This is a genomic window from Flexivirga caeni (assembly GCF_003724155.1).
In the GTDB taxonomy this organism is placed as follows: domain Bacteria; phylum Actinomycetota; class Actinomycetes; order Actinomycetales; family Dermatophilaceae; genus Flexivirga; species Flexivirga caeni.
In genome coordinates this window covers 65,152-83,922 of sequence record NZ_RJJQ01000021.1, presented here as the reverse complement: position 1 = coordinate 83,922, position 18,771 = coordinate 65,152, and the positions used below count along the sequence as shown (strand labels likewise).

Below are 18,771 nucleotides of genomic sequence, written 5' to 3'. Positions count from 1 at the left end.
GTTACGCACCGCCGTCATCACCCGAGACCACGGATGCACCTTCCCTGGGTGTGACCGGCCACCGGGCATGTGCGAAGTCCATCACGTGAACCCGTGGTGGGCCGGCGGCACCACCTGCCTGATCAACTCGGCCATGTTGTGCGCGTTCCACCACCACCTGGTCCACCGGCTCGGGCTGCTCGCAGCCGTCACCGCCGCCGGGGTGTGCTGGGACCTGACCCCCGACCGGATGCCCACCCGCGACGCAGCCTGAGGAGCAGCGGAGCGGCCGCCTGAGCGGCATCGGACCAGTTCGACAAGCGTGGCCCCGCGACGCCCGACGCATGCCAGGCCGGACCACGCCTCACCTAGCGGGGTACGGCCGCGCCGACCGGCGTACGACCTCGGGCTGCGCGCTCCTCTCGCCGAGCGGGGTGGAAGCCCACCGACCGGGGTACAACCACGCACACTCAAACCCCGGATATCTACCCCGCTCGACACCGAAGTACCCCGCTCGACGACGGGACGATCGGGCCTCGATACGCCGCCCTCCGCTTCGTCCTTCGATACGATCCCCCGCTTCGCCCCTCCACGACTCAGGACCGGCTTCGCCCTCGCTTCCCGGCCGCGAGCGCTCCGAATCTAGTTTCTTCCTGATACATCACTAGCGGACCGGATCGAAACAATCGCCGCCGCGCCGGATGCCGCGTCCACTTCCGTCGCCCCCGCCAGGCGCACGAGGTCGAAGACGCCCAGCTGCGCACCACAGGCGACCTCGCCGTCGAGGCAGACCACGAAGACGTCTGCGCCGGGAGATGCGTCGACCACGGCGCGATCGCGCACGACGGTCGAGACGTCAGCGACATACCGTCCACGACGCGTCATCACATTGAAGTCGCGCGTCGGTCCGTCCGGCACGGTGCACCTGATCTCGGCTCCGCCGTCGAACGCGTATGGCGAAAACCGTTGCAAATCAACAGATCCCGCGGAGTGCAGCGCCATACGACCGGCCGAGCACAGCACGATGACCCGATCGACCCCGGCAAGCCTGGAGAAGTCCCCGTCCTGCTCGACCTCGGCGACGCTCAGTCGCCAGCCGAACTCGCCCTCGGCCGGGTAGCGCGCCAACTCGTGGGTGACGCCACCACCACCCAGCCAGGGCATCGTCGATGCGTCCGCGAAACGGACGGGTTCACTGAACATTCCGCAATCCTTCGATCATGCGCATTCGCACGCCGGCCCCGGCCCGCCGAGTGACGGCGGATTCCCCGAGCGACGGTGCAATCCCGCCGTCATTCGGCGAGGAAGCCGTCATTCGCGACACCGGGCCGCCGCCCCGCCCCACCCGACTGCCCCGTCATACCGTCAACAGGGTCTTGATGGCGCGCCGCTCATCCATTGCGGCATACCCCTCGGCGGCGTCGCTGAGCGGCAGCGTGAGGTCGAAAACCTTGCCGGGATTGATCTTTCGGCTCCAGATGCGGTCGATGAGATCCGGCAGATAGTGGCGGACCGGCGCCGGGCCGCCGAGCAGGCTGACCGTCGCGTAGAAAAGCTCCTGACCGGTCAGCGAGACGTCGTGCGACACTCCGACGAAGCCGACGTGTCCACCCGGGCGCGTCGAGCGGATCGCCTGCTGCATCGCCTCCTGGGTGCCGACCGCCTCGATGACGCCGTGTGCGCCATACCCGCCGGTGAGCTCCTTGATGCGCTCGACGCCTTCGTCACCTCGCTCGACCACGACGTCAGTGGCACCGAACTCCCGCGCCAGCGCCTGGCGCGGCTCGTGCCGGCTCATCGCGATGATCCGCTCGGCGCCGAGTTCCCGTGCGGCGAGTATGCCCAGGAGACCCACCGCGCCGTCACCGACCACCGCCACGGTCTTGCCCGGACCGGCCTGCGCGGCAACCGCGGCGAACCATCCGGTGCCGAGCACGTCGGACGCGGCGAGTAACGACGGGATCAGGTCAGCGTCGGGCATACCCGGGGTCACCACCAGCGTGCCGTCCGCCCACGGGATGCGCGCGTGCTCGGCCTGAGTGCCGCTGCGACCGACGGGTTCGACGTGCGCGCAACGGGATTGGTAGCCCGCCTGGCAGATCTCGCAGGTGCCGTCCGAGGCCATGAACGAGCCGACGACGAAATCGCCGGGCGCGACCGTCCTCACGTCGGCACCGACCTCTTCGACGACACCGACATACTCATGCCCCATCGGAGTTGGATCCGTCACCTCATTGATGCCCCGGTACGGCCACAGGTCCGAGCCGCACACGCACGCTGCCGCAACCCAGATGATCGCGTCAGTCGGCAACTCGATCCGCGGGTCGTCGCGCTCCTCGACCCGCACATCACCCGCTGCATGCAACACCACTCCGCGCACGTGCTCATCCTCTCGTCAGCCCCCGCATGGCAGCAACGCCATACGGCCTGAGCTATTCCCACGCTACCGACGGCGCGCGGTCGGCAAATGCCCCTGCCGACGAGGCCGACGCAGGACCTGAGCAGTTCACTTCCCAGCACCCGGGAATTTCCCGAAAATCCTTGGCGATCGCCACCGAGAGCCCCAGACTTGGCCAAATGGAGGACACACAGCCTGCCGCGCCGGAGGCAGCCGCTTCGCTCGTCACCGCCCCGCAGGTGGACCTGCCCGCCGTACACCACGACGCGTGGAAGATCGGCTATCCCTACGACACGAAGATCACGCGCAAGGAATACGAACGGATCAAGCGCGACCTGCAGATCGAGATGCTCAAGATGCAGGCGTGGGTCAAGGGCACCGGGCAGAAGATCGTGATCGCCTTCGAAGGCCGGGACGCCGCCGGCAAGGGTGGCGCGATCAAGCGTTTCACCGAGCACCTCAACCCGCGTGGCGCCACCGTCGTCGCGCTCGAAAAGCCCACGGAGCGTGAGCAATCCGCGTGGTACTTCCAGCGGTATGTCGCCCACCTCCCGGCCGGCGGCGAAATCGTCTTCTTCGACCGCTCCTGGTACAACCGGGCCGGTGTCGAGCATGTCATGGGCTACTGCACCAATGACCAGTACGAGGAGTTCATGCGCTCCTGCCCCGAACTCGAGCACATGTGGGTCTCGTCCGGCATCCGGCTGATCAAACTGTGGTTCTCCGTCGGACGGCAGGAGCAGATCACCCGCTTCGAACGCCGCGCGACCGACCAGGTCAAGCAGTGGAAGCTCAGCCCCACCGACCTGGCCAGCCTCGACAAGTGGAACGCCTACACCGAGGCGAAGGAAGCCATGTTCGAGCACACCGACACGGCATGGGCACCCTGGACGGTGATCAAGTCCAACGACAAGAAGCGCGGCCGCCTGGAAGCGATGCGCTACGTGCTCGATCTGCTCCCCTACCCGGGCAAGGACCGTGCCGTCATCGGCTACCCCGACCCCAAGATCGTCGGGTCGGCCAAGCAGATCCTCGACGAGGGCGAGGACGGCTTCCAGGGCGGCTACCGCTCCGGGCGCTGACTTCCCCGGGGTCGGCGGGGTCGGTGTCCGACCCGCCGGCGGCAGGTGAGCCGGCACCGGGCCACGATGGGGGTATGACGACAGCCGCCCGGCCGAGTGGGGCCGACCACCTCCGGCACCGGCGGTCCTTCTGGCTGATCGCCGCGGCCTTCGCAGCCACGATGGCGTTCACCACGCTGCCGACGCCGATGTACGGCCTCTACAAGGCGCGCGACCACTTCCCGACCGTCCTGATCACGGTCATCTTCGCGGCATACGGCTTCGGCGTGATGGCCGGGCTGTTCTTCGCCGGCCACGTGTCCGACTACCTGGGCAGGCGGCGGGTGCTGCTCGGCGCGGTGGCCACCGAGGTCGTGTCCTGCCTGATCTTCATCCTGCGCAAGGACGTCGGAAGCCTGCTCGTCGCGCGTTTCATCTGCGGCGTGGGCATCGGTGCGCTGACGTCGACCGCGACCGCGCACCTCACCGAGCTGCGCGGGGTCGGCGCACCGGACGAGGACGGCCGGCGGGCCAGCCTGGTCGCTAGTGCGGTCAACACCGGCGGGCTGGCGCTCGGCCCGCTGATCGGCGGGATCCTCACCGAGTGGCTCCCCGACCCGCTGACCCTGCCGTTCCTCGTCTTCCTGGTCGTGCTCGCGCTCGTCGCGGTGACCGCACTGATCGTGCCCGAGACCGTCGCCCGGCCGGATCCGGCACCGTCATACCATCCGCAACGCGTGAGCGTATCCGCAGAGGTACGAGGTGAATTCATCGCTGCCGGACTGGCCGCGGCGGGATCGTTCGCGGTGCTCGGCTTCTTCACCTCCCTCACTGGCAGCGTGCTCGGGGACGTGATGCACCAGCGCTCGCGGCTGGCGACCGGCCTGATCGTCTGCGGGGCGATCGGTGCGTCGTCGGTCTCGCAGGTCGCGCTCACCCGCCTGCTCCCGCGGCGCAAGCTGCAGACCGGCGTCGGGCTCATTGCCGCGGGTCTGGCGCTGGTCGCGATCGGCACGATGGTCGCCTCGCTGGCCGTCTTCGCCGTCGGCGGAATCGTGGCCGGCGCGGGCATAGGGCTGATCTTTGCCTCCAGCATTGCCGCCGCCAACCGGATGGCACACCCCACGCGCCGCGGGGAGACCGTCGCCGGGATGTTCCTCGCGGCATACGCTGGGATCACCGTGCCGGTCATCGCGTGTGGCGTCCTGCTCACCTGGGTGCCGACGGTCACCCTGGTCGTCTGGTTCTCCGTGCTGATCATCGTGATCGCGACGGCGTCGACCTGGCGGATGCTGCGCTACACGCGGTGATCCTGCCGGGTTCAGCGCAACCGGAAAACCTCAAAGCGGCCGCCCGGGTGGGCGATCGCGTCCTGCGACTCGATCAACTGGATCTCCCGCGTGCCCGCCAGGTGGGTGCGCTCCATAATCGAGAAGACCGAATCCGCCGTGTCCGCAAGGGCTTTCGCCGGTGTCTCGGTGAGCCAGCGGGCAAGGAAAATCGCCGCGGTGGCGTCACCGGCGCCGGAGACGTACATGGGCAGCAACGGCGTCGTCACCAGCCAAGCACCATCGTCGGTGACGACCGCGAGTTGCACTGAGTCTGCCGGGGTTTCGTCGGTCTGCACCGAGGTGACGAGCACCGTGCGCGGTCCGCGAGCCCGCAGCGAGTCGACCGCGGCGAGCAGGTCGACCACGGTGCGCACCTCGGCCCCGGTGAGGTAGTCCAACTCGAACTGGTTCGGCGTGACGATGTCCGCCGCGGGGATCACCTTGTCCCGCATGAACTCCGGGATGCCCGGCCGCACGAAGAAGCCGCGCTCCACGTCACCCATCACCGGGTCGGCGCAGTAGATCGCCCGCGGATTGGCTGCCTTCACCCGGGCCACGGCGTCCAGGATCACCGCGCCGACCTGCTCACCGCCCTGATATCCCGACAGCACCGCGTCGCACTCGCCGAGCACCCCACGCTCCTCGATGCCGGTGATCACGCCGGCGACCGTCTCCGGCTCGAAGACGGGACCACGCCATTCGCCATACCCGGTGTGATTGGAGAAGTGCACGGTGTAGACCGGCCACACCTCGAAACCGAGGCGTTGCAACGGGAACACCGCCGAACTGTTGCCCGCGTGCCCGTAGGCGACCGACGACTGGATCGACAGGATGTTCACCGCGGCAGTGTATGGCGCGAGCGGCCCGCCATACGCCCGGACGCCTCAGCCGGGGACGACCACGGCGCGCTCGTCGCCGCCGTGGGTCCAGGCGCGGCCGACCTCGCTGAGCGGGTACGCACGGTGGGGCACCTGCAGCACGCCGGAGCCGATCAGCCCGATGACCTCGGGCAGGCCGGTCGCCAGCGTCTCGCGGGTTGCGGAGCCGGCGCCGCTGCCGACGATGCGGATTCGCCTGCTGCGCAACAGAGTTGACGGCACAGCTGCGTTCGGGCCGGCGAGCGCGCCGATCTGGGTGTAGGTGATGTCGGCGTCGTCCTCGGCCAGGCCGGTGCGGCCTAGCGCGTCGAACGCCGCCTCGGCGATCGCTCCCCACACGAAGTCGAGGACCAGGTCGGGTGCGTGGCCGTCGAGTCCGGTGCGGATGGCCGCGGCCGGGTCGTCGCCCAGCGCGACCGGAACCGCGCCGTATGACGCCACCTGCTCCAGCCGTGCGGCGTCCCGGCCCGCGCCGACCACGCGTTGCGCGCCGAGATGGAGCGCGGCCTGGACCGCCATCCGGCCCGACATACCGGTCGCGCCGAGCACGAGGACGGTGCCGAGCTCGCCCAGCTCGGCCTTGCGCGCACGCAGCGGCAGGTACCCCGACATACCCGGGTTGGTGCCGGCGGCGACGGCGAGCGGGTCAGCTCCGGCGGGGAGTTCGAAACCCATTGGGGTGGCGAGTCGTTCGGCCATGGTGCCCCAGGGGGCGCGGGTGAAGCCGGTGTAGACGAGCGCGCCGTCGGGGCGCCGCCCGACCGCGTCGACACCGGCGACCTGCGGGTAGGTGCCGGTGCTGCCGTAGTGCCGGCCCGCCGCGAGGGACCGGACGATCTGGTGGATGCCGGCTCCGACGAGGTCGTAGGTGGTTGCGCCCTCAGCCGCCTCGGGCTCCGGGAAGTTGGCGCATACCGGCGTCGCGCCCGCCTCGGTCACTACTGCTGCCTTCATGATGTCTCCTTAACGTCGTTAAGTTGTCTTGCTGCCAGCATGTCCCTAACGGCGTTAAGGTGTCAAGTCATGGGTGAGCAGAAACGAGCGAGCGAAGCGAGCGACCCAAAGGGCTCAGGGCGAATCGCCGCACCCGACGCAGGAGGGGGCGGCGATGAGCGAGCGAAGCGAGCGACCAAGGAGTACAGGCGAATGACGAGACCCGAGGGACGAGGGGCTCGTCAATGAGCGAGCGAAGCGAGCGACCCAAAGGGCTCAGGGCGAGTCGCCGCACCCGACGCAGGAGGGAACGAGGGCATCGTCAATGAGTAAGGGCGTCACGCGGACCCGCATGGTCGAGGCGGCGCTCGATGTGCTCGACGAGCGTGGGATCGACGGGCTGACAGTGCGCGCGGTGGCAGACCGGCTCGGCGTACGGCCGCCGGCGCTCTACTGGCACGTGCAGGGAAAGCAGGAATTGCTCGACGAGATGGGCACCGAGATCCAGCGCAGGATCTTTGGTCGGCTGGATTTCGCTGGCATGGAACAGGATTGGCCGTGGGGCTTGCGTGACTTCGCGCGCGTGCTGCGTGCGGAATACGGCCGGCACCGGGACGGCGCACGGACCTTCAGCGGGACCCGGTTGACCGATCCGTCGCTGCTGACGACGCAGGAGCCGTGGCTGCGGGCGGGGGCTGATGCCGGTCTCACGCTGGAGCAGATGGTGACGGCGGCGCAGCTGATCAGCAATTTCGTCGTCGGGTTCGTGATCGAGGAGCAGGAGCGGGCACAGTCCGGCCAGGAGCGCTACTCCCTCGCCGACCGGGATGCCGCGCTCGCGGACGCACCACTCACCCGGGCGTCCGGGCGGATCCTCTTCGCGAGCGCCGACGAGCGGTTCGAGCGGCAGCTCGCCATACTCCTGGCGGGTATCGCCGCGAACCCTCCCATCGAGTGACGGCGAGATCGCCGAGTGACGGCGCAATTCGGCGAAGAAGCCGTCATTCGCGGAAGGGGGACGCGCGTCAGATGACCTGGGCGGGAGCGCCGGAGTCGGTGACGACCGGCTTGCCGGCGAAGGCCCACTGCTTCATGCCGCCGGCGACGTTGACAGCGTCGAAGCCCTGCTGGTTCAGCCAGGCAACGGCCTTGCCCGACCGGTTGCCGGAGCGGCAGACGACCTGCAGCGGGTCGCGCTCGCCGGACTCGGGCAGTTCGTCGAGCCGCGCGGGCAGCTCACCGAGCGGGATGTGGATGGCGCCCGGCGCGTGCCCGGCGTCCCACTCGTTCTGTTCGCGCACGTCGATGACGACCGCGTCGTCGGCCAGCTGTTCGGGGGTCGTGTCACTCATGGGTCCATCCTCGCCCATCCACCGGTGTCTGCTCGCCCATCCCCGAATCGAGCGGACCCGACCGGGCACGAGAGGACCCGAAAACGGGTCTGCTTAATGGGTCCGCCCGTGCGGTTGTGGGTCCGCTCGATCACTTGAGCAGGCGCGACATCCGCCGGTCGGCCAGCGGCTTCCCGCCGGTCTGGCAGGTCGCGCAATATTGCATCGACCGGTCGGCGAAGGAGACCTCGCGCACCACGTCGCCGCAGACCGGACACTTCTCGCCGGTGCGCCCGTGCACCCGCATGCCGGCACGCTTGGCGTCCTTCAGGTCCTTCGCCGGCTTGCCGGACGCTGCCGAGATCGCCTCGGTGAGGATGTCGCGCAGAGCGGCATACAGCCGGTCGACCGCTGCGTCGTCGAGCTTGCCCGCCACGGCGTATGGCGAGAGCTTCGCCGCGTGCAGCACCTCGTCGGAATAGGCGTTGCCCACCCCGGCGAGCACCGACTGGTCGCGCAGCACACCCTTGATCTGCGCCCGCTTCTCGTGCAGCAGCGCCCCGAAATCCGCACGGGAGATCTCCAGCGGGTCGGGCCCGAGCGAGGCGATGCCGGGCACGTCCTGCGGGTCGCGCACGACGTGGACTGCCAGCCGCTTCTGCGTGCCGGCCTCGGTCAGGTCGAAGCCGGAGTCGTCGGCGAACCGCACTCGCAGCGCGATCGGCGACTTGCCGGGGCGCACCACCGTCTGCGGCAGCGCCTCCGACCAGCGCAGCCACCCGGCCCGCGACAGGTGGAAGACCAGGTGAATGCCGTCGACGTCCAGATCGACCCACTTGCCGTGTCGCGTCACCCCCGTCACTGACAGCCCGCCGAGTGAATCCACCGGCGGATCATAGGTTTTCAGCACGGAGAAGGAACCGAGTTCGACACGCGCCACCGGCAGGTCGAGCACCCTGGAACGCAGGAAGTCGACCAGGCCCTGGACCTCGGGCAGCTCAGGCATCGGCCTGACTCCTCGCCTCGCGCGGCTCCTCGGCGAGCGCCCGGCGCACCAGCCGCAGCAAGGTGAACCCGTCGGGGCCCTCGCAGACCATCATCCGGACCGGTCGGCCGCGCAACTCATCACGCACCAGCGGGTGCCCGTGGGAGAGCAGCTGGTGCGTGGCGGTCAGCTGCCGGATCGCGATGCACGCGACGTGGTCGGGGCGTTCGACGGCGAAGTCTTCGTAGAGCACCGGGTCGTGCTGCCCGTCGTCACCGACGAGCAGCCATCGGATGTGGGGGAATTCGCGGGCCAGCCGCCGCAGCGACTCGCGCTTGTGCGCCTGGCCGCTGCGGAAGATGCTCTGGTCGGTCGGGCCCCAGTCGGTCAGCAGCGCCGGGCCGGACGGGAAGCCGTGCCGACGCAGGAAGCGGGTGAGGATCGGCTGGGCGTTCCAGGCCCCGGTCGACAGGTAGACGATCGGTGCGCCGGGGTGCGCCGCGAGCAGCGAACGGTACATCGCCGGCATCCCGGGCACCACCTTGCGGGCGGTCTCCTCCAGCACGAAGCTGTTCCACGCGGCGATCATCGGCCGCGGCAGCGCGGTGACCAGGCAGGTGTCGTCGACGTCGCTGACGATGCCGAACCGGATGTCGTCGCCGATCACCTGCACTGGAGCCTCGACGTCCAGTCCGTCGACGCCGATGGTCGCGGTGTGCCAGCCGGGGGTGAGTCCGTGGTCCCGGAGTTCGACGTCGAGATAGCCGCCGCGATCGGTGGTCGCGGTCGCGGTGGCCGCGCCGAAGCGCACCTGCACCTCGACCGCTGCGAGCGGCGCGGTGAAGAAGACCTTGAAACCACGGCGGATGGGAGCCTCGGCCGCAGTCGGAGCGGTGGCCGGCTGGCCGTCGCGCGCGAGCACGACCCGGGCGAGCAAGCGTGCGAAACCGGCACCGCCATACCCGGTGAACGGCATGACCTGCTGCTGCCACCCACGCTTGCGCAGCCGCCGCGCGACGACGGCGTTGACCGCGTCCTCGGCACGCGCTGCGGGGTGGACTTTCGCCATACGGTCAGATTACGGGGCGCGTGCGACTACTGCCGACGCTCGTCCGGATGAACCACGCGCAGGATGATCTCGGTGGCCTTGCGCAGCGCGGCGCGTTCGTCCTCAGCCAGCCGGGCAAGCTCGGGCGCGAGCGCGGAGGCACGGGCCACGCGGAGCCGACGCAGCATGTCGCGTCCGTCGTCGCTGAGCGCGATCAGTGCGACCCGCGCGTCGCTGGTGTCCGCCGACCGAGTCGCCCAGCCGGCGGCTTCGAGGCGCTGCACCTGGGTGGTCATCGTCGGCTGGCTGCAGTGATCGGCGTGCGCGAGCTCGCCGATGCGCGCCGGACCGATCTCGTCGATCAGCGACAGCAGGCGCGCTTGCGCGGGAGGTATGGCGAGCTCTGCGTGCCGGGTTGCCCATCGGTTGAGCCGGGCAACGGCGGCGAGCAGCCGGACGCCTTCCTGGTCGGCGGTGTCGGGTTTCATGACCGGATTTTATATAGCGATTCTATATTGCGTCAACCGGTGGTTGTCCGCAGTTCGCGCTTGAGGATCTTGCCCGTGGCACCCTTGGGCAGTGCCTCCACGAAGGTGATCGTGCGCGGATACTTGTATGCCGCGACGCGCTCCTTCACGTAGTCGGTCAACGCCTCGGCGTCCGTCGAAGATCCCGGCGTGCGCACGACGTATGCCGCGACCTCCTCGCCGTAGTGCTCGTGCGGCACCCCGACGACCGCCGCCTCGACGACGTCCGGGTGCTCGTAGAGCACCTCCTCGACCTCCCGCGGATAGACGTTGTACCCGCCGCGGATGATCATGTCCTTGGCCCGGTCGACGATGTAGTAGTAGCCGTCCTCGTCACGACGCGCCAGGTCGCCGGAGAAGAACCAGCCGTCCCGGATGGCTTCCTGGGTGGCCTCCGGGCGACCCCAATAGCCCTTCATGATCAGGTCGCCGCGGATCGCCAGCTCGCCGATCTCACCCTCCGGAGCGTCCGAGCCGTCCGGCTGCGCGAGCCGCATCTCGACACCCTGTAACGGCAGGCCGATCGAGCCGACCTTGCGGGGCCGGTCGGGCAGGTTGAACGACGCGACCGGCGAGGTCTCCGACAGGCCGTAACCCTCCAGGATCTGCGCGCCGAACCGCTCCTCGAACTTGCGCATCACCTCACCCGGCATCGACGCGCCGCCGGAACAGCAGGTGCGCAGCGCGGACAGGTCGACCTCCTGGTCCGCCGCGGCGAGGAGCATCGCGTTGTACATGGTCGGAACACCCTGCAGGATGGTCGTCCTGTCGCGCTGCATGATTTCCAGCACCTTGCCCGGCTCGAAGCGCGGGATCAGCGTCAGGGCGGCGCCGGAGACCACCGAGGTGTTCAGCCCGCAGGTGAGTCCGAAGACGTGGAACAGCGGCAGACAGCCCATGATCACATCGCCCGGTCCGGTCTGCACGAGTTGCTGGTGGACCATCCGCGCGTTGTCGTCCAGGTTGTGGTGGGTCAACTCGGCGCCCTTGGGCCGGCCCGTCGTGCCGGAGGTGTAGAGGATGACCGCGGTGTCGTCGTCCGCCCGGTCGACCGGCTGCGGCAGCGGGTCTGCGTCGCCGAGCAACCCGGCCTGATCGGCCGGGTCGACAACCTCGAAGTCGACGCCGGCGTCCTGCGCGCCGCGCGGACCGTCGCCCGGCATACCGAACATCACCGATGCGCCGGAGTCCTCCAGGTAGTAGGTGATCTCGCGCGGCTTGAACAGCGGGTTCATCGGAATCACCGTCGCGCCCGCCCACAGCGCGCCGTAGAAGATCACCGGGAAGGTCGGCAGATTGGGCTGCGACAGGGCGATCCGGTCTCCGGGCCGTATGCCACGGGCGACCAGCCGACCGGCGAATTTCGCGACGGCGTCACGCAATTGCGCGTAGGTGAGCGTGAAGTCGTCGAGCTTGATCGCCAGCGCATCGGGGTGCTTCTCGGCGGTGGACGCAAGGTTGGCCGCGAGGTTCGTCATACGGCAACTGTAGGACGTCGTGTGACGTGGCTCACTGTGATCGCCGAGAAGCGTCAGCCGGCTGCAGCGACGATCGCCGCCGACACGCTCCCGCCGCCGTGGCGCAGGAGATCGTCGGCCTGGTCGGCGTCGACATCGGCCAGCAGCATCACCACTGCGACCTTGGTCCGCCCGCCGGCTTCGGCCATCGCCCGGGCAGCCGTCGCGTCGTCGGATTCGGTCGCCGACGCGACGATCCGCAGCGCCCGGTCGGCCAGCTTGTCGTTGGTCGGCCGCATGTCGACCATGAAGTTGCCGTAGGTCTTGCCGACGCGCACCATCGCCGCCGTCGACAGCATGTTGCACACCATTTTCTGCGCGGTGCCCGCTTTCAGCCGGGTCGACCCGGTGAGCACCTCGGGCCCGGTCTCGACCTCGATCGCCACGCCCGCTTCGCGGCCGACCAGCGAGCCGGTGTTGCAGGCCACCGCGACGGTGGCCGCCCCGCGTTCGCGGGCCCGGCGCAAACCTGCGATGACGTATGGCGTCCGACCGCTCGCCGCGATGCCGACCAGCGTGTCGTGCGGGCCGATCTCGAGGCCGTCCACGTCTCGGGCGGCCGCTGCGGTGTCGTCCTCGGCACCCTCGACCGCCTGCACGAACGCCCCCACGCCCCCGGCCAGCAGCGCAGTCACCTGGTGCGGGTCGGTGGCGAAGGTCGGCGGGCACTCGACGGCATCGAGCAGCCCGATCCGCCCGCTGGTGCCGGCGCCGAGGTATACCAGACGACCGCCGGCTCGCAGCGAATTCGCGATCAGGTCAACGGCTTTGGCAATCTGCGGCAGGGCCTGCCGGACCGCGAGCGCCACCGTCTGGTCCTCGTCGTTCATCAGCTCCAGCACGCGTTCGGTGTCCATCGAGTCGAGGCCGGCGCTGCGCGGATTGCGCGCCTCCGTCGCCAGGTCACCCAGGTTCAGCGGTGTCATGCTTGTGCGTTTCCCCGTGTCGAAGTACGCCGCCGTGGTCCGCTGGCACGCACTGCGTGGTGGGTGCGGGCCAGCGCTTCGGTGGTCGCCTCCAGCGAGCTGCGCGCGACGCCGACGAAGAGGAAGTCGACGACGGCGAGTTGAGCGGTGCGGCTGGCGAGCGCGCCGGACCGGAACGCCGTCTCACGGGAGGCCGTGGTGAGCACGATGTCGGCGTGCTCGATGATCGGCGCGCCGGCGAAGTTGGTGATGGCGATCGTCGTCGCGCCCGCCCGCTTGGCCGCCGCGAGCGCCGTGACGACATCCTGTGTGCTGCCGGAGTGGGAAATGCCGACTGCGACGTCGCCGGCGCCGAGCAGGACGGCGGCGGTCATCGCGGAATGAAACTCGGTCCAGGCGAACGCGATGCGGCCGGCCCGGATCAGCTTGTACTGCAGGTCGGTTGCGACCAGGCCGCTCGCCTGCACGCCGAAGATGTCCACGCGGGGGGCATCCGCGACGGCGGTGATGGCCGCGTCGAGTGCGGTCAGGTCGAGGTGTTCGGCGGTCTCCTGCAGCGCACGCACCTCGTGATGCACGATCGCCGCGACGATGTCCTCGGTCGACTCCGCCTCGTCCAGGTCGGCAGGTGGTTTGCGCACCGGTGCGCCGAGCGCGGACTCCCGCGCGGCGGCGCCGGCGAGCGCGAGCCGCAGTTGCGGGTAGCCGCCGAACCCGATGCTGTGGCTGAACCGTGCGACGGTGGCGACCGAGGTCGCCGCGCGTGCGGCGAGCTCGGTGATGGACAGCTGCGCCGCCGCCGCCGGGTCCTCCAGAACCACCTCGGCGACCCGGTGCTCCGCAGGCTGCAGCTGCGGCGACACCGATCGCATCCGCACGAGCACATCGCGCGTCGGATCTGTCGCCGGGTCAGTGGTTCGTGTGGCCATGACCTCCCTTTCGGCCTGTGGACGGGGCCACACTGCACGCACTGGCTCCGACTGCGCCGCTCCCGATGCTCTCGCCCGTCACTGTAGTCACTCTCGGGGAAGATTGTGCCACTGCTGACTCAGGAGCGGGAAACGATTGACACCCGTCGGCGACCCGCGTGGCTCGGCACAAACCATCGCGGACGCATGACCAATAGTGCACGAAGCACCCGCCTAGCCGCACAAGAACGCACAGAATGCGCGATGTCTGGAGGTTCCCTGAGCATGCAGCGCGCCGCGGTGGTGGAGGCGACGTCACAGGCTCGGACCGGCCTGCTCTGCGAGTGCCAGTCGGTCAGCTCACGCCGCGCTCGCGACCGGCCCAGAACGGCTCCCGCAGCTTGAACTTCTGCAGCTTGCCGGTCGCGGTGCGCGGCAGGTCGTCGGTGAAGTCGATGCGCTTGGGACACTTGTAGCCGGCCAGCCGCTCACGGCAGTGCGCAATGAGCGCCTCGGCCGTCAGCTCGTCGTCGTTCGTGACGACCAGCGCGGTCACCAGCTCGCCCCACTTCTCGTCGGGTATGCCGATGACGGCGACCTCCCGGACGCCCGGGTGCGACATCAGCGCGTCCTCGACCTCGATCGAGGAGACATTCTCGCCGCCGGAGACGATCACGTCCTTCTTGCGGTCGGAGATAACCAGGTAATTGTCGTCGTCGAAGTAGCCGCCGTCGCCGCTGTGGAACCAATTGCCGGCCTGGGCAGCAGCCGTCGCGTCGGGTTGCTGCCAGTAGCCCTCGAGGTTGTGGTTGGACGCGCTGAGTACCTCTCCGTCGGTGTCCAGTCCGACCCGGACGCCGAGTGCGGGCACCCCGGCACGCATCAGCCGCTTGGCGCGGTCGGCCGTCGACAGGTCGTCCCATTCGCCGCGCTCGCGGTTGACCGTCATGATCGGGGAGGTTTCGGTCAGGCCATAGATCTGCATGAACTCCCAGCCGAGCTCGTCGATGACCCGCTCGATGGTGCGCGATGGCGGCGGAGCACCGGCGCAGATGATGCGCACCCGGTCGCGGCCGGGAATCTCGCCATCCCAGTCCTGGGCGGCGTCCAGGACGCTGTTGACCACCGCCGGCGCACCGCACATCAGCGTGATGCCGTGCTCCTGCACCCGGCGCAGGATCTCCGCGCCGTCCACCTTGCGCAGGATGATGTGCTTGCCGCCCAGGCCGGTCACGCCGAACGGCATGCCCCAGCCATTGACGTGGAACTGCGGCAGCGTGTGCAGGTAGACATCGCGGTCACTGACCCCCGCGTGCAACGCGAAGACGGTGGCGTTGATCCAGAGGGCACGGTGGGTCAACTGCACGCCCTTGGGTCGTGCCGTGGTGCCGGAGGTGTAGTTGATGGTCGCGGTCGCACCCTCGTCGGGCGCGTCCCATGGCCGTGGGTCGGCGCCGTCGGCATACAGGTCGTCGTCCTCGCCCAGCACGAACTTGTGCGGTGCGTCGATCTTGGCCAGATTGTCGGCGAGCTCGGGGTCGGCATAGACGACGTCGGCGCCGGAGTGCGCCACGATGTAGTCGAGCTCGGGTTGTGCGAGCCGGAAGTTGACCGGCACCAGGATCCGGCCCCAGCCGCTGACCCCGAAGAATGAGGTGAGCAGGCGCGCCGAGTTCTGCGAGATCACGGCGACCCGGGCGCCCACCGGCACGCCGAGCTGGTCCAGCTTCGCGGCCTGCGCACGGGCGTCCGCCGCGAGCTGTGCATAGGTGCGCGACCCGCGTGACGGTGCCGGCTGGTCCGGCTCGTCCACGACGCCCACCCGGTCGGGGTAGACGAGTTCGGCACGATCCAAGAAGTCGCGCACGGTCAACGGATAGAACACCAGGACCTCCTACGAGCGTGGCAATGCGTACGCGCTTCATTAGATCGGCTTGATCCGCGAGGCGGCACCGCCATCCGGGTAGGTCACCCGCACGCAGTTGCCGCTCTGTCAGCGCGGCCGTGCGGGCGCGAACGCGGAATTGCTGCGCGCGTAGCCGATCCCGAGCGCGGCGGCGCCGGCAAGGATCGCCGGCCCGGAGCCGAGCGTCGCCGCAAAACCACCGGCCAACACGACGATGCCAGGGTGCATGGCCCACAGCACCGCCATACCGCGGCCCGGTCCGCTGCCCATCAGCCCGCCAGGCGCCGGGCCCTTGTGGGCGTAGAGCAACTGACCGCCGGCGACGAGCAACACCGCGCCGAGCGCGTATGCCGCTGCGGTCCCGCTGGATCCGGTCAGGAGGCCGGCGGCCGTCACGATCACGAACTGCAGCACCGCCACCGGAGCGAGGTGCAGCACCGCCTCGTGGCGCCAGGAGAGGCCGAGCAGCGACTGGTCACCGGCGGCGGCCGCCTGGCCCTGCAGACCACGGGTGAGACCGGTGGTCCCGATGTGTGCGGCCACCAGGACGATCGGCAGCAGCAGCGGGGAGTCGGCGTGTTGCACCGCATGCAGCCCGAGCACGACGAGCGTGGCCAGCTCGAAGACGGCCCAGCCGAGTGAGGAGGTCCAGGTGCGCAGCAGGCCGTAAACATCGGCGAGCACCACCGTCAGGTTCGGGCCGGCGACCTTGATGCGCGCCGGCTTGTGCCGCAACTTCAGCGAAAACGCTTGCGCGCGAGCACGTCTGGTGTCGGAGACGACCAGTGACGAGGTGACCGCCTCGGACAGCAGCGACTGACGCAGCAGCACCGGGCCGGGCAGTGCCTCCACGAGGGGCCAGCTCGCCATACCGCCGATGGGCGCGTGGCCGCGCACCTGGCCGCGCAGCCACGTCTGCACGATCAGCAGACCGCCGAGCAGGCCGATGACCGCCCCAATCGCGAGCGCCACCGGCGCCCCACCGGACATTGCGAAGCCGATCGGGATCGCGACCCCCAGGCACAGGCAGGCGGTCAGCACCATCAGCCGGCTGCCCCACCACGAGTCGCGCAGGGTGAGGCGGCGCGGCAGGTCGGTCGCCACCACGAACTCGACGTGCCCCGGCTCCGGCAGCACCGGTCCGCGCGCCCCGCCCAGCTTGAACGCGACGGCGGCCACCACCAGCACCACGATGACGACCAGACCGATCGTGGCGGCCGGCTGCTGCTCGAAGAAGCGGCGTATGCCGGGCCACTCACCGAAGACGTAGTGGGCGAGCATCGAGCCGTAGACGGTGCCGACCAGTGCCGCGAGGTAGGCGCCGAAAAGAGATGCGGACAGCGGGCCGCCCTCGTCCCGATAGCGCAATTCGTAGGCGTCCGAGAGTCTTTCGCGTTCCTCGGGGGTTGCTTTTCCGCCCGGCATCACGAGCCCTGCGGGAAGCGCACGATGCGGGTGGCGGTGCGGTCGGCAAGTTCTCGGTCGTGGCACACCCACACGACGGAGCTGCCGGCGTCGGCGCGTTCGCGCAGGACGTCGCCGAGCAGCGCGCGCCGGTCCTCGTCGAGGCGTTGCTCCGGCTCGTCGAGGACGAGCAGCGCCGAGGGCCGCAGCAGCACCATCGCCAACTCCACGAGTTGCCGCTGGCCGGAAGACAATTCGGCCAGATAGCGGTTGCCGAAGCGCAGGATGTCGAGCCGGTTGAGCACGGCCGCGATGCGTTCGCCCGCGCCGTCGCGGTCGCCGCCCCAGGTCTGGTCGATGAGGATCAGGTGGTCGGCGACGGTCAGGTCTCGGTAGCCGGCGACCGGCCCGATGAGCGGCGCGATGACGCGGCGGGTGCCGGCGTCGCGTTCGTCGATCGGCAGGTCGTCCATCGTGACGGAGCCGGAGGTGGGCTGCAGGTTGCCGGTCAGCACCCGCAGGAAGGTCGTCTTGCCAGCACCGTTGGAGCCGACGATGGCAATGTTCTCACCGGGTTTCACCGTCAGCGAGGTCGGCGGCAGCATGGTCACGTCGCCGGCGGTGCAGGTGACCTTGTCGGCCTTGATCTGCCGGAACGACGGCCCGTTCGCCGGCAGCTTCGGCGCCTCGCGAGCTGGTTGCTTCGTGGCGTTGTCCGCGGCCGCGCTCCGCTGCTCGCTCGGCGCAGGCTTCGGCTGCCGGTTTGCCGGCGCCTTGGATCCCTTGCGTTTGGCCATCAGGACAACCAGCTGACGTGACCGACCAGCAGGGCATAGCCGACGAACGCGACCGAGTCGAGGATCGTGTGGGTGATGATCAACGGAAGAACTCTCCTGGTGCGTAGATAGACGGTGCCGAGGATCAGCCCCATCACGATATTGCCGGCGAACCCGCCGAACCCCTGGTAGAGGTGGTAACTCCCGCGAATGACGGCCGAGCAGACGATCACCAGCGGCAGCGGCCAACCGGCCTGAGACCACCGGGTGTAGAGGTAGCCGACCATGACGACCTCTTCGAGGATCGCATTCTGCGCGGCGGACAACAGCAGCACCGGGGTGACCCACCAGTGGCTGCCGAGATCGGCGGCGACCACGGTGGTGTTGAAGCCGAGGTCGCGGGCCACGACATACAGGGCCAGACCGGGCAGGCCGATCAGAGCCGCCATACCCATGCCCCAGAGCAGATCCCGGCCCGGCCGGGAGGCGTCGATGCCGAGGTAGCGGGTCGGTCGGGCGATCTCACGGGCGAGCAGGTGTATGGCGAGCAGCGCCGGCACCACCCCGAGCGCGACACCGACGAGTTGGTAGGTCAACGCAAGCCAGGATTGAGTTGCCTGAGCGGTGTTGAGCGACGAGGTCTGGTGGTTGAGTGCGGTCGTCGACTGCAGGGACCGGATGATCGACAGAATCGAATAGATCGCGGACGACCCGAGGCTGAGTAGCAGCACCAGCGCCGTCTCGGTGACCAGGGTGCGCGGCGGCAGGGTGGTCGGTGGCACCTCGAGCGGTCCGCGCCAGAGCGTGCGAACCTCACGCGTCAGGGCCGTCACCCGGCCATATAACCATCTGACCCTGGGCCG

19 protein-coding genes are annotated in these 18,771 nt (G+C 69.3%); 4 read left to right on the top strand and 15 right to left on the bottom strand.

Annotated features, from left to right (window positions below; translation table 11 throughout):
* A partial coding sequence (locus tag EFY87_RS20410; RefSeq protein ID WP_220093690.1) for an HNH endonuclease signature motif containing protein occupies nucleotides 1-253 on the top strand: 253 nt, incomplete at its 5' end.
* A 368-nt stretch (nucleotides 254-621) separates the two neighbouring features.
* Here the strand turns inward: EFY87_RS20410 and EFY87_RS17460 are convergent.
* Entirely contained in the window at nucleotides 622-1,182 is a 561-nt protein-coding gene (locus EFY87_RS17460; protein WP_123272768.1) for a HutD/Ves family protein, read from the bottom strand.
* A gap of 154 nt (nucleotides 1,183-1,336) precedes the next feature.
* Nucleotides 1,337-2,359 (bottom strand): zinc-dependent alcohol dehydrogenase family protein, encoded by a 1,023-nt coding sequence (locus EFY87_RS17455; protein ID WP_123272767.1) that lies wholly within the window; start codon nucleotides 2,357-2,359, stop codon nucleotides 1,337-1,339.
* Nucleotides 2,360-2,556: 197 nt separating this feature from the next.
* Here EFY87_RS17455 and ppk2 point away from each other — a divergent pair, with 197 nt between their 5' ends.
* Both ppk2 and EFY87_RS17445 read left to right on the top strand, forming a co-directional pair.
* Nucleotides 2,557-3,459, top strand: coding sequence for a polyphosphate kinase 2 (gene ppk2 / locus EFY87_RS17450; RefSeq protein ID WP_425459372.1), 903 nt, complete (start codon nucleotides 2,557-2,559; stop codon nucleotides 3,457-3,459).
* Between the two features lie 74 nt (nucleotides 3,460-3,533).
* Nucleotides 3,534-4,748, top strand: coding sequence for an MFS transporter (locus EFY87_RS17445; protein ID WP_123272765.1), 1,215 nt, complete (start codon nucleotides 3,534-3,536; stop codon nucleotides 4,746-4,748).
* Between the two features lie 11 nt (nucleotides 4,749-4,759).
* Here the strand turns inward: EFY87_RS17445 and pdxY are convergent, their stop codons facing one another.
* On the bottom strand, nucleotides 4,760-5,608 hold the full coding sequence (pdxY, locus tag EFY87_RS17440; protein WP_123272764.1) for a pyridoxal kinase PdxY: 849 nt from the start codon (nucleotides 5,606-5,608) through the stop codon (nucleotides 4,760-4,762).
* A gap of 45 nt (nucleotides 5,609-5,653) precedes the next feature.
* Nucleotides 5,654-6,601: a quinone oxidoreductase family protein gene (locus EFY87_RS17435; protein WP_123272763.1), complete on the bottom strand. Its 948-nt coding sequence runs from the start codon at nucleotides 6,599-6,601 to the stop codon at nucleotides 5,654-5,656.
* A gap of 304 nt (nucleotides 6,602-6,905) precedes the next feature.
* On the opposite strand from EFY87_RS17435, the gene EFY87_RS17430 reads away from it, so the two are divergent.
* Complete coding sequence (locus tag EFY87_RS17430) at nucleotides 6,906-7,538, top strand: TetR/AcrR family transcriptional regulator C-terminal domain-containing protein (RefSeq protein ID WP_123272762.1); 633 nt, start codon at nucleotides 6,906-6,908, stop codon at nucleotides 7,536-7,538.
* A gap of 67 nt (nucleotides 7,539-7,605) precedes the next feature.
* Here EFY87_RS17430 and EFY87_RS17425 read toward each other — a convergent pair whose 3' ends face one another.
* The 11 genes from EFY87_RS17425 to EFY87_RS17375 all read right to left on the bottom strand — a co-directional run bounded on the left by EFY87_RS17425 (nucleotide 7,606) and on the right by EFY87_RS17375 (nucleotide 18,741).
* Nucleotides 7,606-7,932 carry a rhodanese-like domain-containing protein gene (locus tag EFY87_RS17425; protein ID WP_123272761.1) on the bottom strand — a complete coding sequence of 109 codons (327 nt, stop codon included), beginning with the start codon at nucleotides 7,930-7,932 and terminating at the stop codon, nucleotides 7,606-7,608.
* A 130-nt stretch (nucleotides 7,933-8,062) separates the two neighbouring features.
* The gene (locus EFY87_RS17420; RefSeq protein WP_123272760.1) at nucleotides 8,063-8,917 is read right to left on the bottom strand and encodes an Fpg/Nei family DNA glycosylase; all 855 of its coding nucleotides are present in this window, start codon (nucleotides 8,915-8,917) and stop codon (nucleotides 8,063-8,065) included.
* Nucleotides 8,910-9,965 carry an App1 family protein phosphatidate phosphatase gene (locus EFY87_RS17415; protein ID WP_123272759.1) on the bottom strand — a complete coding sequence of 352 codons (1,056 nt, stop codon included), beginning with the start codon at nucleotides 9,963-9,965 and terminating at the stop codon, nucleotides 8,910-8,912. The genes EFY87_RS17420 and EFY87_RS17415 overlap by 8 nt, the downstream gene beginning before the upstream one ends.
* 26 nt (nucleotides 9,966-9,991) lie before the next feature.
* Nucleotides 9,992-10,432 carry a MarR family winged helix-turn-helix transcriptional regulator gene (locus tag EFY87_RS17410; RefSeq protein WP_123272758.1) on the bottom strand — a complete coding sequence of 147 codons (441 nt, stop codon included), beginning with the start codon at nucleotides 10,430-10,432 and terminating at the stop codon, nucleotides 9,992-9,994.
* 32 nt (nucleotides 10,433-10,464) lie between these two features.
* Nucleotides 10,465-11,949, bottom strand: coding sequence for a long-chain-fatty-acid--CoA ligase (locus EFY87_RS17405; protein WP_123272757.1), 1,485 nt, complete (start codon nucleotides 11,947-11,949; stop codon nucleotides 10,465-10,467).
* A 53-nt stretch (nucleotides 11,950-12,002) separates the two neighbouring features.
* The gene (gene murQ, locus EFY87_RS17400) at nucleotides 12,003-12,914 is read right to left on the bottom strand and encodes an N-acetylmuramic acid 6-phosphate etherase (RefSeq protein WP_220093689.1); all 912 of its coding nucleotides are present in this window, start codon (nucleotides 12,912-12,914) and stop codon (nucleotides 12,003-12,005) included.
* Nucleotides 12,911-13,843: a MurR/RpiR family transcriptional regulator gene (locus EFY87_RS17395; protein WP_123272756.1), complete on the bottom strand. Its 933-nt coding sequence runs from the start codon at nucleotides 13,841-13,843 to the stop codon at nucleotides 12,911-12,913. The genes murQ and EFY87_RS17395 overlap by 4 nt, the downstream gene beginning before the upstream one ends.
* Nucleotides 13,844-14,177: 334 nt before the next feature.
* Nucleotides 14,178-15,707, bottom strand: coding sequence for an AMP-binding protein (locus EFY87_RS17390; protein ID WP_123272755.1), 1,530 nt, complete (start codon nucleotides 15,705-15,707; stop codon nucleotides 14,178-14,180).
* A gap of 108 nt (nucleotides 15,708-15,815) precedes the next feature.
* Nucleotides 15,816-17,153 (bottom strand): hypothetical protein, encoded by a 1,338-nt coding sequence (locus tag EFY87_RS17385; RefSeq protein WP_123272754.1) that lies wholly within the window; start codon nucleotides 17,151-17,153, stop codon nucleotides 15,816-15,818.
* On the bottom strand, nucleotides 17,153-17,929 hold the full coding sequence (locus EFY87_RS17380) for an ABC transporter ATP-binding protein (RefSeq protein ID WP_123272753.1): 777 nt from the start codon (nucleotides 17,927-17,929) through the stop codon (nucleotides 17,153-17,155). The genes EFY87_RS17385 and EFY87_RS17380 overlap by 1 nt, the downstream gene beginning before the upstream one ends.
* Nucleotides 17,929-18,741: a CPBP family intramembrane glutamic endopeptidase gene (locus tag EFY87_RS17375; RefSeq protein ID WP_245988729.1), complete on the bottom strand. Its 813-nt coding sequence runs from the start codon at nucleotides 18,739-18,741 to the stop codon at nucleotides 17,929-17,931. Before EFY87_RS17375 ends, EFY87_RS17380 begins: the two co-directional genes overlap by 1 nt.
* Nucleotides 18,742-18,771: the final 30 nt, after the last annotated feature.

Coding starts and splice junctions, on each gene's coding strand:
- EFY87_RS17415 (WP_123272759.1), bottom strand. CDS start 9,965: ATGGCGAAAGTCCACCCCGCAGCGCGTGCCGAGGACGCGGTCAACGCC.
- EFY87_RS17405 (WP_123272757.1), bottom strand. CDS start 11,949: ATGACGAACCTCGCGGCCAACCTTGCGTCCACCGCCGAGAAGCACCCC.
- EFY87_RS17445 (WP_123272765.1), top strand. CDS start 3,534: ATGACGACAGCCGCCCGGCCGAGTGGGGCCGACCACCTCCGGCACCGG.
- EFY87_RS17430 (WP_123272762.1), top strand. CDS start 6,906: ATGAGTAAGGGCGTCACGCGGACCCGCATGGTCGAGGCGGCGCTCGAT.
- EFY87_RS17460 (WP_123272768.1), bottom strand. CDS start 1,182: ATGTTCAGTGAACCCGTCCGTTTCGCGGACGCATCGACGATGCCCTGG.
- ppk2 (WP_425459372.1), top strand. CDS start 2,557: ATGGAGGACACACAGCCTGCCGCGCCGGAGGCAGCCGCTTCGCTCGTC.
- EFY87_RS17395 (WP_123272756.1), bottom strand. CDS start 13,843: ATGGCCACACGAACCACTGACCCGGCGACAGATCCGACGCGCGATGTG.
- EFY87_RS17385 (WP_123272754.1), bottom strand. CDS start 17,153: ATGCCGGGCGGAAAAGCAACCCCCGAGGAACGCGAAAGACTCTCGGAC.
- EFY87_RS17425 (WP_123272761.1), bottom strand. CDS start 7,932: ATGAGTGACACGACCCCCGAACAGCTGGCCGACGACGCGGTCGTCATC.
- EFY87_RS17420 (WP_123272760.1), bottom strand. CDS start 8,917: ATGCCTGAGCTGCCCGAGGTCCAGGGCCTGGTCGACTTCCTGCGTTCC.
- EFY87_RS17410 (WP_123272758.1), bottom strand. CDS start 10,432: ATGAAACCCGACACCGCCGACCAGGAAGGCGTCCGGCTGCTCGCCGCC.
- murQ (WP_220093689.1), bottom strand. CDS start 12,914: ATGACACCGCTGAACCTGGGTGACCTGGCGACGGAGGCGCGCAATCCG.
- EFY87_RS17435 (WP_123272763.1), bottom strand. CDS start 6,601: ATGAAGGCAGCAGTAGTGACCGAGGCGGGCGCGACGCCGGTATGCGCC.
- EFY87_RS17380 (WP_123272753.1), bottom strand. CDS start 17,929: ATGGCCAAACGCAAGGGATCCAAGGCGCCGGCAAACCGGCAGCCGAAG.